Below are 15312 nucleotides of genomic sequence, written 5' to 3' on the forward strand. Positions count from 1 at the left end.
TGAACGGCCGGCCCTCCGCATCCGGCGCCCGGGCGTCCCACCGGTTCTCCGTCGTCCCGGAAAGCTCTGGCCGTGAACGTACTCGGGTGCCTACGTTGTCCGGATGGACGAGCCGATCTTCCAGCACCCCCTGGCCTACCTCCTGGGCCTGGAAGGGCTGGCCCTGCTGCGCGGCTGGGCCGGTGACTACGGGGAGAACTTCACCCGCGAGCGGCTGGCCGAGGTGCGGCAGCTGCTCGACGACCCCGGGCTGACCTCTCATCCCGGGGTTCCGGTGGCCCGGGCCACCCTGGGCGCCGGATACCGGCGGTGGGCCGGGGACTACGACGGGCCCAACCGCCTGTTCACCCTCGACGAGCCCTTCGTGCACGGCGTCGTCGACCGGCTGCCCGCCGGGGTGGCTCTCGACGCCGCCTGCGGCACCGGCCGTTTCGCTGAAACGCTGACGCGGCGTGGGCACCGGGTGATCGGTGTCGACGGCAGCGCCGACATGCTGCGGGTGGCCCGTTCCCGGGTGCCGTCGGCGCGGTTCGCGCTCGGCGACCTACGGCGCCTGCCGGTCGCCGACATGTCCGTCGACCTGGTGGTCTGCGCGCTGGCCCTGTCGCACGTGGCGTCGCTGGAACCGGTGATGGCCGAGTTCGCCCGGGTGCTGACGCCCGGCGGTCACCTCGTGATCTCGGACGTGCACCACGAACTGGTGTTCCGGGGCTCGGTGATCGCCGCCCCCGGCCCGGCGGGGGAGCCGGGGCTGGTGCCCACCTACCGGCATCCGCCGGGCGACTTCCTGCGGGCCGCGCTGGCCCAGGGCCTGGAGGTGCGTGCCTGTGAGGAACCCGGGCTGCCCACCGGAACGGCGCCAGGGCCCGACGGTGTCGGGCCCTGGCGGGACTGGCCGTGGTCGCTGATGGATCTGCTACCCGAGGCCCGGGACGCCGCGTGGGACGTCCCGCTGGTGATCAACTGGCACTTTCAGGGTGCTCCTCGGTCGAGTGCGAGTCGGTGAGGGCGAGCGCCCCGCCGGCCGCGATCACCCCGACCACGACCGCCATCACGGCGTAGGTGATGCGCTCACCGTGGAAGAACGACGCCACCAGGTCCGAGCTCCACACGCCGGCCGGCAGCTGGGTGGTGACCAGCGCGGCGATCAGGGTGCCGACCATGGCGGTGCCGATGCTGGAGCCGACCTCCTGCGCGGTGTCGTTGAGGGCGGCGCCGATCGAGGTGCGGTTGCTGGGCATGGCCTCGACCAGGGCGATGGCACAGATCGTCATGACGGTGCGCAGGCCGATGGTCATCGCGACCATCGACACCGCGATCGGCAGGTAGCCGTGGTCGACGCCCCAGGCCAGGCCGGCCAGTGAGCCGGCCAGGAAGCCCGCGCCGATCAGGCAGGCGATGCGGTGGCCGAAGCGCTGGGCGAGGGCCTCGGACAGCGGGGTGGCGGCCAGCATCGTCACGATGATCGGCAGGTTGGCCAGGCCGGCCCGCACCGGGCTCCAGCCGTAGGCGTACTGGAAGTGCAGGATCAGGCCGAACATCACGCTGGCCATCGCGATCGAGGTGCCGGTCTGGGCGATGGTGGCGCCGCGCACGGTGCCGTTGGAGAACAGCTTCAGGTCGAGCATCGGCGCGGCGCTGCGGTTCTCGTGCCGGACGAACGCGACGCCGGCGGCCACCGCGCCGAGCACCGAGGCGACGGTGACGGCGGACAGCCAGCCGTACTCGACGCCGGCGGTGAGGGAGTAGCAGGCCAGGCCGATGGTGGCGACGCTGAGCACGGCGCCGAGCAGGTCGAGCTTGTCGTCGGTCAGCCCGTCGCGCCGGTCGGCGGGAACCCCGAGGCGCACCCCGATGACGGCGATGAGGGCGATCGGCGCGTTGACGATCAGCAGCCACTGCCACTCGAAGTGGGCCAGGGCGGTGCCGCCGAGCAGCGGGCCGAGCACGAACCCGGACATCCCGACGATGATCATGATGGTCATGGCGCGCATGCGCAGCTTCTGGTCGTCGAACAGCCGGAACACCAGCGAGTTGGTGATCGGGGCCATGGCCGCGGCGGCCACGCCGAGGCAGGCCCGCAGGGCGATCAGCTGGCTGGTCTCGGTGACGGCCACGACGGCGAGGCTGAGCAGGCCGAACACGGTGAGCCCGACCAGGAGCACGCGGCGGCGGCCGAGCCGGTCGGCCATCGACCCGGCGGTGAGCAGCAGACCACCGAAGGTCAGGGAGTAGGCGCCGGTGACCCATTGCAGGGCGGTGGTGCCGCTGCCCAGGTCCCGGCCGATGGTCGGCAGGGCGATGGACAGCAGGGTGTTGTCGACCATCTCGACGAAGAACGCCAGGCACAGGGCCGCCATCGGGATCCAGGCGGCGACCAGCGAGGTGTAGGTGTGGGACGACTGGTCCTGACGGGTGACGTCGGGCGGAGCGGAAGTCATGACGACCCCCTTCTTCTCGGTTGCCGCTCCCGTTGACGCGGTTCCCCTGCGAGCCGTGCTCGGCGGAAGAGAGGTGCGTTCGGGGGATCGGCAGTTGCTGATGAGTCTTGAGGCGTGGTGCGCTCGGTACCGAGCTTGGGCGCCGGGGCTGTCAGGCCGCGCACGCGCCGCTGTCAGCGGCTGGCAGCCCGTCCGGATGCCCTGACAGCGTTGACAGCGCTGACAGCCGGGTGTGCGCGTGCTACCTTCGCGACGATCGTGATCAGCCCGATGGGAGGTGAGACCCGTGAACGCATTGTGCAACCCCGTATCCGTACCGGGTGCTCCCTCGCCGTCCACGATCGCGCGACTGGGTTAGTCGCCGCCGGGAGCGCCCCGTCCGGACATCCCCGGAAAGGCGACTCCCATGTACACGCATTCTTCTTCCGCCGTCCCTCAGCAGCCGGCCGGCCCCACGGGCCGGGCCCTGGTGCTCGGCGGCGGTGGTTCCACCGGCAACGCCTGGCTCATCGGTGTGATCGCCGGGCTGCACGAGGCCGGCCTGGACGTGACCACCGCCGACCTGATCATCGGTACATCGGCCGGGGCGACGGCGGCGGCCCAGATCTCCGCCGGGGTCCCGCCGCTGCGGTTGCTGGCCCAGATCATGGACGCCGCACCGTCGGCCCGGCCGGGCCGCCCGGGTTCGGGCGATTCGGGTTCAGGTCACATCGACGCGGCGCGGCCGGGTTCCGAGGGGCCGGGTTCCGAGGGGCTGGGTTCCGAGGGGCTGGGTTCCGAGGGGCCGGGTTCGGGTGGACGACGGGACCCGTCGGCTCCGGTCACCGACCACCTGGCGCGGACGGCCGCGATCATCGCCGCCGCCGACAGCCCCGGCGACATGCGCCGGCGCCTGGGTGCTGCGGCACTGGAGGCGGAGGCGTCGCTCGGCGCCGGGCACGTGGCGCCGGTCCCGGCACCCGGCACGGATCCGGTGCGCGGCGCTGCTGAGGCACCCGGCCCGGCACCGTCACCCGGTCTGGCGCCGTCACCCGGTCTGGCGCCGTCAACCGGCTCGGCACCTTCACCCGGCTCGGCACCTTCAACCGGCTCGGCACCGGAGCCCGACCCGGACGCGGCGTCGCGCCCCTCCTTCTCGGCCCGCTGGCGTGACATCGTCGCCTCCCGGCTGCCCGGCCAGGACTGGCCGGCGCAGCGGGTGCTCGTCACGGCGATCGACGCGCGCACCGGGGAGCCGGTCGTGTTCGATCGTCACGGCGGGGTGGACCTGGTGGACGCGGTGGCGGCCAGCACGTCCAGCGGGATCGGGGTTCCGGCGTATGCGGTGGGCGAGCGCCGCTACCTCGACGGCGGCTACCGGCGCAACGAGAACGCCGATCTGGCGGCCGGATCCGCGCGGGTGCTGGTGCTGTCGCCGTTCGGGGGCCGCACCCGCTACCCGCTGGAGTGGGGGATGCAGCTGGCCGCGCAGGTCGAGGAGCTGAGGGCCGGGGGCAGCCGCGTCGAGACCGTCTTTCCCGGCGACGAGCACGAGCACCTGTTCGGCGTCCGGGCGATGAATCCGGCGCTGCGCCCGCCCGCCGCGCGGGCCGGGTACGAGCAGGGCCGGGCGCTGGCCACGCGGCTCGGTGGGTTCTGGTGAGGGCGGGCGCGACGACCCGGAGTAGGGTAGACAGAACGTTCTACTCGCATGAACGTGATCTGGAGGAATCATGGTCAGAGGCAAGACCCTCGCTCAGCTCGCCCTGGGAGGTGCCCTGGTCTATGCCGGCGTCTCCCACCTCACCGTGGCCCGGGAGGAGTTCCAGGCCCAGGTGCCACCGTGGTTCCCGGCCGACCCGGACGCCGTGGTCCTGGCTTCCGGCGCGGTCGAGATCGGCCTCGGCGCCGCCCTGCTGACGGCCTGGCGGCAGCCGCTGCGCAGCAGGGTGGGGCTGGTGGCCGCGGCCTTCTTCGTGGCCGTGTTCCCCGGCAACATCGCCCAGTTCACCGAGCACCGCGACGCCTTCGGTCTGGACAGCGACACCAAACGCGGGGTGCGGCTGCTGTTCCAGCCGCTGCTGGTGGCCTGGGCCTGGAAGGCCACGCAGAAGCGGGCCGGCCAGGGTCAGGAGCGAGCCGGCTCCTGACCCATCGCCTGATCCATCTCGGTCCAGCCGAATGTGGCCAGCCAGCGCTCGCACAGCCGGGTCCAGTGGGCCACGTACGGCGCCTCGCCGGACAGGCCCAGACCGTGCCGGCCGCTGGGGAACACGTGCAGTTCCGCGGGAACCCCGGCGGCCGCCAGCGCGGCCACGTAGCGCAGGGAATGCCCCACCGGCACCGCCGGGTCGTCGGCCGTGTGCCAGACGAACGCCGGTGGGGTGGTGGCCGAAACGTGTAGCTCCGCCGAGTGTTCCAGGCGCTGCCGCGTCGTCACCGGTTCGCCCAGCAGATGGTGCACCGAGCCCTCGTGCGGCTCGTCGGTGAACGAGATCACCGGGTAGGCCAGCACGCTCAGGTCGGGCGGGGCGGCGGTGTTGGCGAGCGAGGCGGCCAGGTGCCCGCCGGCGCTGAACCCCAGCACCCCGACCCGCCCGGCGTCGACGCCGAGATCGCCCGCCCGGGAACGGATCCGGGCCAGGGCCCGGACGGCGTCGTCGAGCGGCGCGGGATGCCGGTGCGGGCTCACCCGGTAGCGCAGCACGAACGCGTGCAGACCCAGCCCGGCCAGCCATCGGGCCACCGGCTCGCCCTCGTGCGGGCCGTGGTGCCCGTACGCTCCTCCGGGCAGAACCAGCACGGCCGGGCGGGGCCCGGGACGCGGGGTGGGCACGTGGGTCAGGTCGAGGTCCGGTTCCGGTTCTCGTTCTGGTTCGGGGACGCCCGGCGTCGCCGGCGTCACGGGGCGGCCGGGACGTGGTGGGTGGTGGGGTTCTCGTCGTCCTCAAGCGAGACGCCGAGATCCAGATCGCCCACCGCCACCGGCATCCGGGTGATCAGGGACCGGTTGGCCGCGATGCCGACCGCCACCGCACGCACGCCGTCGAGATGGCCCGCGGCCCGGCCGAGCGGGTCACCGCCGATCCGCAGGTCGCGGCGGAAGACGTCTTTCAGCAGGATCGCGTCACCGCCGCCGTGCCCGCCGATACCGTCGGGAATGGGGTACTCCTCGGCGCGTTCCCAGTGCCGCTGCACGATCAGCCGGTCGCGCTGGGGCCGCAGGTCGTCGGTGCCGGCGCCGTCCGGCGTGGCCGAGGGATCGAGCACCACCTCGCCGTTCTCACCCAGGTCGATGTGCCCGCGCTCGACCACGTCGAGCTCGGCGCGGCCCCGGGTGCCGTTGACCGTGACCCGGTAGCCCTCCCAGGGGGCGTGGGCGTTCAGCGAGTAGGTCAGCGTGGCCCCACCGGCGTACTCCACCAGCAGCGACATGTTGTCCTCGATCGTCACCCCGGGCGCGAACGGGTCCTGGTCGCGCCGGTAGCCGTCGTGGTGCTCGGCGTCGAGATACAGCGCCCGCAGGCGCGGATCGGCGTTCAGGTCGAGCGAGAACGGGTCGCCGGTGACCCCGGTGCCGCGCTCGGGACGCTCGCCCAGACCCCGTGCGGCAGCGGCCCGGTCGCCGTAGAACCTCAGCGCGCCGGTCGCGTACACCCGGGCCGGCACGTCACCCAGCCACCAGTTGACCAGGTCGAAGTGGTGGCTGGACTTGTGCACCAGCAGGCCGCCGGAGTTGGCCTTGTCGCGGTGCCAGCGACGGAAGTAGTCGGCGCCGTGCACGGTGTCGAGCGCCCACTCGAAGTGCACACCGGTCACCTCGCCGATCGCACCGGAGGCGATCACCTCGCGCAGGCTCGAATTCCTCGGTGCGTAACGGTAGTTGAACGTCATCACCACGTTGCGGCCGGTCTCGGCGACCGCCGCGGCGATCCGCCGGCAGCCCTCGGCGTCGGTGGTCAGCGGCTTCTCCACCACCGCGTCGGCGCCCGCGCGCAGTGCCCGGTCGACCATCTCGGCGTGGTGCAGGTCGGGAGTGGTGACGATGACGACGTCGACGCCGCGCTCGCGCACCATCTCCTCCAGCCGGCCGGGGGAGTAACCCGGCAGGCCGCCCCCGGCCTGCGCGTCGTAGTAGTCGATGCGCCCGGGATTGGTGTCGCACCAGGCCACGATCTCGCCGACGTCGGCGTGCTCGCCGAGCAGGGCGCCCACGTACATGCCGGCCCGGTGCCCGGTGCCCACCACGGCGTAGCGACGGCGCGGGCGCCCGGCCGGGACCGGCGCGAAGTCGGGGATCACGCCCGCCGATGCGGTGGTGCGGCTGCTGGAGGGCGGCAGCGGGGCGGTGGGGTTCTGGTCGACCGGACTGGCGGAGGTCACGATGTTCTCCAGACATGAGCGTCGATGCACTGCCGCCGTCAATCTAGTGACCGTTCACTTCGGGGTCAACGGGTCGATTCTCCCTCGCGGGCAGGCAGAGTGACGCCGCACAGTCTGGATGCGATGACCGGTCATGCCAGACTGGCGCGGTGACCGAACCGGTGATCGACCCCGTCCCGGCGCGCCGCCCGACCATCCGCGAGGTGGCCCGGCTGGCCGGTGTCTCCCACCAGACCGTGTCCCGCCACCTGCGCGGTGACGAGACGGTCAACGCCGGGGCCGGCCGCCGCATCGCCGAGGCCATCGCCCAGCTCGACTACCGGCCCAGCCTGGCGGCCCGGGCCATGCGCGGCCGCAAGACCGGCCGCCTGGCGCTGCTGCTGCCCTCCGGCACCGCGATCAGTTCCCTGGAGATCCTGGCCGGTGCCACCACCGCCGCGGCCGAGGCCGGGTACGTGGTGGAGGTCGTCACCCTGGGCGGGGTGGTGGAGCGGCGGGCCGAGCGGGTGCTCGAGCTGGCCGACTCCGGGCTGTTCGAGGGCGTGGTCTCGCTGACGCCGCTGCCCGGCCTGACCGCCCGGGCCGTGCGCACGCCGCTGGCCGTGGTGCCCACCTACGACGAGCAGATGCACAGCATCGGCACCCTGGCCGACGCCTCCGCCACCGTCACCCTGATCGAAACCCTTGCCGCGCAAGGACACCGCGACTTCCTGCACCTGGCCGGCGACTACGCCCACACCTCCGCGGTCAGCCGGCGCGAGGTGTTCGGGCAGACCCTGGAGCGCCTGGGCCTGAACAACCACGGCGTGATCGAGTGCGCCTGGCAGGGCCCGCCCGCCCGGCGGGCCGTGCTCGACCTGCCCGGCTCGACCCCGGTCACCGCGGTGATCGCGGCGAACGACGTGATGGCCGCGAGCGCCGTGCGGGGTGCGGTGGAACGCGGCTGGCGGGTGCCCGATGACCTCAGCGTCACCGGCTGGGACGACACACCGGTGGGCGGGGCCATGTTGCCCAGCCTCACCAGCGTCGCCGTCGATCACGAGTACGTCGGCCGCCGCGCCGTGTCCCACCTGCTCGCGGTGCTGACCGGCACCACCGCGGCCGAGCCCGACCGGCCGCTCACCACCGTGATCTGGCGTGAGTCCACCGGCCCCCGGCGGGCTCAGACCGGGTGACGCAGCGCGATGTTGTTGCAGGCCTCGCAGGTCTCCGCCGGGATCAGGCCCACGCGCATCAGCCCGGCGAAGACGCGGCAGCCGACGCAGAACGCGAAAACCGACTCCAGGCCGGCGAACAGCACCATGATCGCCAGCAGTGCCTGCGCCGGAGCGGCCTGGCCGATCAGGGTGAGTACGACGACGGCCGTGGTCACCACGGCCCCGATCGCCTGGGCGAAGCGTTTGGGCGGCCCGGGCACCAGGCGCGGCTGGCCCAGGCGTGGTGCGATCACCCGGGTGGCGAGCTGCCCCAGCGGGCTGAGCACCGGGCCGGTGGCCACCCGGGCCCAGAATCCGTAGGCCAGCGGCACGGACAGCCACAGCCAGCCCTCCCCGGCGCTGAGGCTCAGCACCAGCGTGGCCGCCGACAGCAGCATCACGCCGCCGGCCACGGTGCGGGCGGCGACCTCGTTGACCGGGTTGGGGAAGCCGATCAGGTCGCGGGGGAACGGCGTCGGTACCGGCACGGTGCCCACTCCTCGGCTGCGTCGCGCTTTGTCTACTGATGCAGAAGAGAATCCTAGTCAGCGTCGGGCCGTGACGGAAGGGACGGGGGTACGACCAGCCGGGCGAACACGGTCTCCCGGCGCTGTACGAACCCCAGGCGCTCGTACAGCCGGATGGCCGTGGCGTTCGTGGCACCGGTGTGCAGCAGCGCCCGGTCACCCCGGGCCTGGATGCCGTGCACCACCGCGCCCACCAGCCGCGCCGCCAGCCCCTGGCCGCGGAAGGGCTCGTCGGTGCAGACCGCGCTCAGCTCGGTCCAGCCCGGCAGGCGCACTCGCTCGCCGGCCAGGGCCACCAGCCGGCCCTGTCGCCGGATGCCGAGATACCGCCCCAGCTCGATCGTCCGGGGCCGCCACGGGCCGGGCCGCGCCCGCCCGATCAGGGCGGTGATCTCGTCCACGTCGTCCGGCCCGAGCCGGACGGCCTCGGGATCGTCGGCGCCTGTCCGGGTTTCGGCGACCATCTGCACGGCCTGGGCGATCCGGTTCACCGGCCAGCCGGGCGGCGTCCCGAACGCGACCCCGGTCAGGACCACCTCACTGCCGGGGCCGGCCAGGGCGGCCAGGTCGCGCCAGGCCTGTGGGTCGTTCTTGTCGGGCAGGGCGCTGTACACCGCGAAGTCAGCGCGGTAACGCCTTGCCCGGCCGTGGATCTCGGCCAGATGCCGGTGCGGGCCGGTGAGGGCGTGCCAGGCGGCGTTGTCCAGGGGGTGCGCGGTGGGTGCTGCGGGCGGTGCGGTGGGGCGAGATGTGGGGGTGGCCGGTGGGGGCCCGGGAAGGGACGACGGGCGTGTGGCCGAGGGCCCGGCGGGTGGGTCGACCGGGGGAGTGGCCGGGATGCCGTGGCTGGTCGGTGGGATCGCCGTGGTGGCCGTCGTGGGTCGCGTGACGAGCTCCGTTCTGTGCGTCCGTGTGGGTGTGGGTCGTGGCGGGCCGCGTCGTCCGGCAGGGCGCCGGAAAGACGGCCGCGACCTCAAACTCTACTTTCTCTGTCGACTTGGTCAAAAGTCTTGAATCGGGTACGGGCGCGGGTTATGTTCCTTGTCGTACGAGGCGAATTCCCCTGATTCGCTCACGCTTTCACAGATGGGTGGCGGTCCGGGGCGCCGGTTGACGGACCACGCCGCGCAGCCGCCCGGCCCGATCCCGGCCCGGCCGTCCGCGTACCGTCGAGGAGTTCATCCATGGCCAGGTTCGAGTCCGTGCTGGACAGCGTCGGCGGCACCCCGCTCATCCGCCTCACCCGGGCGGTCGCCGGGCTGCGACCCCGCATCTATGTCAAGGCCGAGTGGCAGAACCCCGGCGGCGGCGTGAAAGACCGCGCCGCGCTGTGGATGCTGCGCCAGGCCGAGGCGGACGGGTCGCTGCGCCCGGGCGGCACCGTGGTCGAGGCCACCAGCGGCAACACCGGTATCGGCCTGGCCCTGATCGCGGCGCACCTGGGCTACCGGGCGGTCATTTTCGCCGGCTCCAGGATCTCCGCCGAGAAGCAGGCACAGATCACCGCCTACGGCGCCGAACTGCGCCTGGTCGACGCCTTCGTGCCCCGCGACCATCCGGACAGCCTGCGCTCGCACGCCCAGCGTTACGCCGAGCAGACCCCTGGGGCCTGGCTCGCGGGGCAGTACGACAACCCCGCCAACCCGGCCTCGCACGCCGCCACCACCGGTCCGGAGATCTGGGACGACACCGACGGCACCGTGACCCACCTGGTCGCCTGCGTGGGCACCGGCGGCACCATCTCCGGCGCCGGCCGCTACCTCAAGACCGCCGGCGCGGGCCGGGTGCGGGTGATCGGCGCCGACCCGATCACCTCGTCCTACTCCGGCGGTGACGGCAGCCTCAAATACATTGAAGGTGCAGGTCATTTCGTGCACCCCGACACCGTGCACGACCTGTGGCCCCGAGCCCTGGACGGCGGCGTGATCGACGAGTACGTCGGCATCGGTGACCGCCTGGCCATCGACACGGTGCGGCAGCTGGCCCGTACCGAGGGCATCCTGGCCGGCGGTTCGTCCGGGGTGGCGCTGGCGGCGGCCTTGCAGGTAGCCGGGCGGCTCGACGAGAACCACACCGTCGTGGTGCTGCTGCCTGACTCCGGGCGCTCCTACCTGTCCACCTACTTCAACGACAGGTGGCTCGCCGTCAACGGTTTCACCGATCCGGAACCGGGCACACCCACCGTGGGCGAGGTGGCCGGGCCGGTCACCGCGGTCGAGGAGGGCTTCTCCCGTGCGGAGTTGCCCAACGTCAACTCGGTGGACGACGTACTGCTCCTCGCCCACCGCCGCCCCGCCCGCACCCTCGCTCCGCACCCGTCCGACATCATCGGGTGGACGACGGCCCGGCGCCTGCGCGACCCGGCGTGGTCCGTCGCCGCGGCCGGGCCGGTGGGGGTGGCTCTGGGCGCCGGGCTGGCCGTCACCGACCCCGCCGTGCAGGCTTGGGCCCTGTGTTCCTCGACCAGGGACGACGTCGCGCTCGTGCTGACCGACGGCCGGGTGACCGGGGCCCTCACCCGTGACACGCTCACCCGGGCCACTTCGCAGGTCGTTGCCCAGCCTGCCGCCCAGCCCGGTTCCCGTCCCGGCGTTCGGGCCACCGCTTCCGCCCCCGCCCGTCCGGCCGCGGCGGCGTCCGCACATCGTCCCTCCCGCACCAAAGTCTAGTAAATCAATAGAGTATGAGTTAGTGTCGTGATCGCTTGCCGGACAGACTACTTCAGCTCGTACGGGCGTCCTCTCGCCCGCATCTCGCTGCCTGAGGAGTGCCATGGCTGAAACCTGGGAGGCACTGACCTCCCGCCGCAACGTGCGCAGCTACAGCGACCGGGCGATCGCGCCGGAGCACCTGGAGCGCATCCTGGAGGGGGCCCGGCGCACGCCGTCGGCGTCCAACCGCCAGCACTGGGACCTGGTGGTGGTCACCGAGAGGCAGCAGCTCGCCGACCTGGCCACCGTGTGGCGCGGCGCCGGGCACATCGCCGCCTCCGCGGCCACCGTCGCCCTGGTCGCCCCCGAGCCGCCCGACGAGCGCAGCCGGCTGATCGACCAGTACGACCTGGGGCAGCTCTCCTACGCCATCGCCCTGGTCGCCGCCGATCTCGGGATCGGCAGCGGCCATGCCTCGGTCGGCGACCAGGACCGGGCCCGGCGGGTTCTCGGCGTCCCCGAGGGGTTCGTCGTGTCCTGGCTGATCGCGCTGGGCTACCCGGCGGACCGGCCGCTGCGGCCGGTCCTCGCACCCGATCGCCGTCCGCTCGCCGAGATCGTGCACCACGGCCGATGGTAGGCCCCCGGGTGCGCGGTTCAGGGGCGCTCCCGCGTCTGCTGCCACTGGTTCCAGTGCACCACCTCCTGCACCGGGCGGCGGCGCGGCTGGACCCAGCGGCCCCGCGCCGGGTAGCCGAGCGGGATCAGGGCCATGGTCAGCGCGTCGTCGGGAAGTCCCAGCAGGGAACGGATCTCGTCTTCCCCGATGACATGGAACGTGGTCAGGGTGCTGCCGATGCCGAAGGCCCGGGCCGCCAGCTGGAGCTGCTGCACCGCGCCGTACACCGAGGCACCCAGGCGCGGGTTGCCCGAGCCGGCGGCGTTGCGCAGCACCGGGATCACCCAGACCGGCGCCTCGTGCAGGTGCTGGGCCAGGTGCTCGGCGGCCCGGTAGGTGGCGGGGCTCATGCCGGCGTCGGAAACCGGTGCGCTGAGCACCTCTTCGCGGCGTGAGCCGTAGGCCTGTTCCCAGCCCTGACGGTAGTGCCGGGTGATGCGCTGCTTGAGATCGTCGTCGGTGACCACCACCCAGCCCCAGCCCTGACGGTTGCCGCCGGAAGGGCCGCGGGTGGCGGCGTCGAGAATCTGCCAGAGCACGTCGTCCGGGATCGGCCGGTCGGAAAGATAGCGCCGTGACGGCGTGGAGTGCAACGCTTCGAGAATCGACAGATCGCGGGGATCGACTGTGCCGGAAGCGAATTCGTCAGTGGTCATGTCAGGAACCATAGGGCACCGCGACGCCGGAGGGGAGACCCGTGAGAAGACCGATCATTCCCTGGTGCTCGGGATCGGTTTCGCCGCAACCGATCCCACCGGACTGGCCGGGTGGGTGCGCACCGCCGAGCTGATCGGCCTGGGGTTCGTCGTGCTCGACGACGTCCCCGACGGCCTGGACCCGGTGGAGTCGGCGGCCTTCGCCGGTGCGGGCACCCGCTCGATCGCCCTGGTGGCGCACGCGCCGGCCACCCATGCCGAGCCGTTCCACCTGTCCAACCAGTTCTCCGGTCTGGACCGGGGCACGAACGGCCGGGCCGGCTGGCTGGTCTCGGCCGATGCCGGGACGGCCCGGGCCCGGGCCCGGTCGGCGCCGGTGCCCGACCCGGCCACGGCGCGGCGGGAGGCGGTGGCCGTGGTGGGTGCGGCGCGGCGGCTGTGGGACTCCTGGGAAGACGGCGCGCTGATCGCCGACTCCGCCTCCGGCCGGTTCCTGGACGCCGACCGGATCCACTACGTGGACGTGGACAACGAGTTCTTCAGCATCCGTGGCCCGGCCCTGATGCCGCGGCCGGTGCAGGGTCAGGTGGTGGTGATCTCCCGCTACCGCGACCAGATCGGGGACTGCGACGTGGTTCTCGTCGGCGGCGCGGGCGAGGCGGCCCGGGCCCGGGCCGGGGGAGCGAGCCGGGTGTTCGCCGAGATCGCGCCCAGCCCGGGGCTTCTCACCTCGCTGCGGCGGCTGACCGGGCACGTCGACGGCGTGCTGGTGCGGGCGGCCGACCCGGGCGCGGCGCTGCACGAGCTCGGCCAGTGGGTGGTGCCGGCGCTGGCCGCCGACGGCGTCCTGCGTTCGCCGGAACCCGGCGGCACCTTCCGCGAACTGCTCGGGCTGCCCCGCCCGGTGAGCCGTTACGCGACGTCCGGGAGGCCGGCATGAGCAGTGACGTGAGCGACTACCCGCGTCCGCACGCCCGTCTGCACCTCAACGCGTTCTTCCCGTTCGGCCCGGTCTACCTGTGGGACGAGGTGGACCGGCCCGAGAGATACTACGAGTTCGACGGGTTTACCCGGCTGGCGCAGGCCGCCGAGCGGGGCCTGTTCACTGCCGTGTTCCTGGGCGACAGCCAGCGCCTGCGCGAGCACCTGGGGCGGATCACCGACACGGCCGTCACCGGAAGGCCCGACCAGCTGGTGCTGTTCGCGCACCTGGCCGCCACCACCCGGCGGATCGGGCTGGTGGCCACCTTCAACACCACCTACAGCGACCCGGTGGACCTGGCCCGGCGGATCGCGACCGTCGACGTGTTCAGCCAGGGCCGGGCGGGCTGGAACCTGGTCACCACCCACAATGCCTGGACCGGTGAGAACTTCCGCCGCGGAGGGTATCTGGGACACGCCGACCGCTACCGTCAGGCCCTGGAGTACCTGCACGTCACCCGGCGGTTGTGGGACGGCGAGGCGGTGGAGTTCTCCGGCGACTTCTACGACGTGGCCGCACCGGCTCTGGGCGCACGCGGACCGCAGGGGCGGCCGGTGCTGTTCCAGGCCGGGGAGTCGGACGAGGGCCGCGACTTCGCCGCCCGGCACGCCGAGGCGGTGTTCTCCCGCTACCTGGAGTTCGACGCGGCCCTGGCGTTCGCCGGCGACCTGGCCGGGCGGCTGACGGCGCTGGGCCGCAGCCGTGACGACGTGAAGATCTTCCCCGGCGCCCGCATCGTGCTGGGCGACACCGCGCAGGACGCCCAGGAGCGCGCCGCCTGGTTCGACCGGCGCACCTGGACCGACCGGCGGGTCCGGGCGGTGCTGGAAAGCGTCTGGTCCCAGGATCTTTCCGGGTACGACGTGGACGGCCCGCTGCCGGCCGGGGATCCGGTGGTGCCGGAGCAGACCGTCACCCACGGGGTGGTCAACAGCCGGGACCAGCCGCTGGCCACCGCCCGCCGCTGGCGGGAGCTGGCCAGCGCCCGGGGCTGGTCGATCCGGCAGCTGGTGGCTCACCTGAACCAGTCCCAGGGCTTCGTCGGGACGCCGGCGGCGGTCGCCGACCGGCTGGCCCACTACGTGCGCTCGGGGGCCGTGGACGGGCTCAACCTGCTGGCCAACGGCGTCCCCGAGGGTTTCGACGACGTGGTGGACCGGCTCGTGCCGGCGTTGCAGGAACGCGGGGTGTACCCGGCGGAGTACGCCGGGACCACCCTGCGGGAGAATCTCCGGGCGGGGGCGGTGACGCCGGTCAGACCGTGACGCGCTCCAGCTCGGCGTTCAGCGCCGCCAGGGCCGGGGGCACCACGTCGTCCCGGGGCGGCAGGTACTGGAGCAGCACCCACTCGTTCTCCTTCGTCCACAGTCCCAGGCCCTTGATGCCGCGGTACTCGAAGCGGTCGACGTGCACCCAGGCGATCCGCCGGCGTCCCAGGTCGTTACGGTTGATCAGCTGGTATCCGTCGGTGTACACGCCGTTGCCCCAGGCCCGCACCGCCACGGTGAGCCAGAACAGGGTGACCACGGCGGCGCAGATCGCGATCCACACGCTGCCCTCGGCGAACATGCCGATGCTGCCGGCCACGCCGACCACGCCGATCACCGCGTAGAGGACGGCGGTGCGGCGGGGCGCCTGCACGATCTTCTTGTCGGGGGTGCTCATGCCCAGAGTCTGCCCAACCGGGGACGCGTGGTGCCCGGCGGGGAGGGGTGTCGGCACCGAGTACCCGGCCGTCCCGACGCCTCCACGGGAACCTGCCCCGATTTTTCACACCACCTTGGGCGCCAGGCCGGTGTCAAAAAACCGGGGACGCTC

15 protein-coding genes are annotated in these 15312 nt (G+C 72.9%); 8 read left to right on the forward strand and 7 right to left on the reverse strand.

Annotated elements, in window-relative coordinates; genetic code table 11:
* Nucleotides 1-103: 103 nt before the first annotated feature.
* The gene (locus KIH74_RS04455; protein ID WP_214154467.1) at nucleotides 104-1006 is read left to right on the forward strand and encodes a class I SAM-dependent methyltransferase; all 903 of its coding nucleotides are present in this window, start codon (nucleotides 104-106) and stop codon (nucleotides 1004-1006) included.
* On the opposite strand, the gene KIH74_RS04460 is transcribed toward KIH74_RS04455, so the two are convergent.
* Nucleotides 960-2441, reverse strand: a complete 1482-nt coding sequence (locus KIH74_RS04460; RefSeq protein ID WP_214154468.1) for an MFS transporter — start codon at nucleotides 2439-2441, stop codon at nucleotides 960-962. The two genes, KIH74_RS04455 and KIH74_RS04460, sit on opposite strands and share 47 nt — an antisense overlap.
* A 406-nt stretch (nucleotides 2442-2847) precedes the next feature.
* Here KIH74_RS04460 and KIH74_RS04465 point away from each other — a divergent pair, with 406 nt between their 5' ends.
* Nucleotides 2848-4083 carry a patatin-like phospholipase family protein gene (locus KIH74_RS04465; RefSeq protein WP_214154469.1) on the forward strand — a complete coding sequence of 412 codons (1236 nt, stop codon included), beginning with the start codon at nucleotides 2848-2850 and terminating at the stop codon, nucleotides 4081-4083.
* Between the two features lie 70 nt (nucleotides 4084-4153).
* Nucleotides 4154-4570, forward strand: a complete 417-nt coding sequence (locus tag KIH74_RS04470; protein WP_214154470.1) for a DoxX family protein — start codon at nucleotides 4154-4156, stop codon at nucleotides 4568-4570.
* On the opposite strand, the gene KIH74_RS04475 is transcribed toward KIH74_RS04470, so the two are convergent.
* Both KIH74_RS04475 and KIH74_RS04480 read right to left on the reverse strand, forming a co-directional pair.
* Nucleotides 4549-5325 carry an alpha/beta hydrolase gene (locus tag KIH74_RS04475; protein ID WP_214154471.1) on the reverse strand — a complete coding sequence of 259 codons (777 nt, stop codon included), beginning with the start codon at nucleotides 5323-5325 and terminating at the stop codon, nucleotides 4549-4551. The two genes, KIH74_RS04470 and KIH74_RS04475, sit on opposite strands and share 22 nt — an antisense overlap.
* Nucleotides 5322-6806 (reverse strand): Gfo/Idh/MocA family protein, encoded by a 1485-nt coding sequence (locus KIH74_RS04480; protein WP_372492003.1) that lies wholly within the window; start codon nucleotides 6804-6806, stop codon nucleotides 5322-5324. The genes KIH74_RS04475 and KIH74_RS04480 overlap by 4 nt, the downstream gene beginning before the upstream one ends.
* 146 nt (nucleotides 6807-6952) lie before the next feature.
* Here KIH74_RS04480 and KIH74_RS04485 point away from each other — a divergent pair, with 146 nt between their 5' ends.
* Nucleotides 6953-7978 carry a LacI family DNA-binding transcriptional regulator gene (locus KIH74_RS04485; protein WP_214154472.1) on the forward strand — a complete coding sequence of 342 codons (1026 nt, stop codon included), beginning with the start codon at nucleotides 6953-6955 and terminating at the stop codon, nucleotides 7976-7978.
* On the opposite strand, the gene KIH74_RS04490 is transcribed toward KIH74_RS04485, so the two are convergent.
* A complete protein-coding gene (locus KIH74_RS04490) occupies nucleotides 7966-8487 on the reverse strand; it encodes a DUF4395 domain-containing protein (RefSeq protein WP_214154473.1) in 522 nt (173 codons plus the stop codon). The two genes, KIH74_RS04485 and KIH74_RS04490, sit on opposite strands and share 13 nt — an antisense overlap.
* A gap of 53 nt (nucleotides 8488-8540) precedes the next feature.
* Nucleotides 8541-9233, reverse strand: coding sequence for a GNAT family N-acetyltransferase (locus tag KIH74_RS04495; protein ID WP_214155004.1), 693 nt, complete (start codon nucleotides 9231-9233; stop codon nucleotides 8541-8543).
* A 477-nt stretch (nucleotides 9234-9710) separates the two neighbouring features.
* Here KIH74_RS04495 and KIH74_RS04500 point away from each other — a divergent pair, with 477 nt between their 5' ends.
* Nucleotides 9711-11195: a PLP-dependent cysteine synthase family protein gene (locus KIH74_RS04500; RefSeq protein ID WP_214154474.1), complete on the forward strand. Its 1485-nt coding sequence runs from the start codon at nucleotides 9711-9713 to the stop codon at nucleotides 11193-11195.
* Between the two features lie 103 nt (nucleotides 11196-11298).
* Entirely contained in the window at nucleotides 11299-11817 is a 519-nt protein-coding gene (locus KIH74_RS04505) for a nitroreductase family protein (protein ID WP_214154475.1), read from the forward strand.
* 17 nt (nucleotides 11818-11834) lie between these two features.
* On the opposite strand, the gene KIH74_RS04510 is transcribed toward KIH74_RS04505, so the two are convergent.
* Nucleotides 11835-12512, reverse strand: a complete 678-nt coding sequence (locus KIH74_RS04510) for a nitroreductase family protein (RefSeq protein ID WP_214154476.1) — start codon at nucleotides 12510-12512, stop codon at nucleotides 11835-11837.
* Between KIH74_RS04510 and KIH74_RS04515 the strand changes: the two genes are divergently transcribed.
* Nucleotides 12511-13452, forward strand: a complete 942-nt coding sequence (locus KIH74_RS04515; RefSeq protein WP_214154477.1) for an LLM class flavin-dependent oxidoreductase — start codon at nucleotides 12511-12513, stop codon at nucleotides 13450-13452. The genes KIH74_RS04510 and KIH74_RS04515 overlap by 2 nt on opposite strands.
* Complete coding sequence (locus tag KIH74_RS04520) at nucleotides 13449-14759, forward strand: LLM class flavin-dependent oxidoreductase (protein ID WP_214154478.1); 1311 nt, start codon at nucleotides 13449-13451, stop codon at nucleotides 14757-14759. The genes KIH74_RS04515 and KIH74_RS04520 overlap by 4 nt, the downstream gene beginning before the upstream one ends.
* Here the strand turns inward: KIH74_RS04520 and KIH74_RS04525 are convergent.
* Nucleotides 14749-15159: a hypothetical protein gene (locus tag KIH74_RS04525; RefSeq protein ID WP_214154479.1), complete on the reverse strand. Its 411-nt coding sequence runs from the start codon at nucleotides 15157-15159 to the stop codon at nucleotides 14749-14751. The genes KIH74_RS04520 and KIH74_RS04525 overlap by 11 nt on opposite strands.
* Between the last annotated feature and the right edge of the window lie 153 nt (nucleotides 15160-15312).

It is taken from the genome of Kineosporia corallincola (assembly GCF_018499875.1).
GTDB lineage: Bacteria > Actinomycetota > Actinomycetes > Actinomycetales > Kineosporiaceae > Kineosporia > Kineosporia corallincola.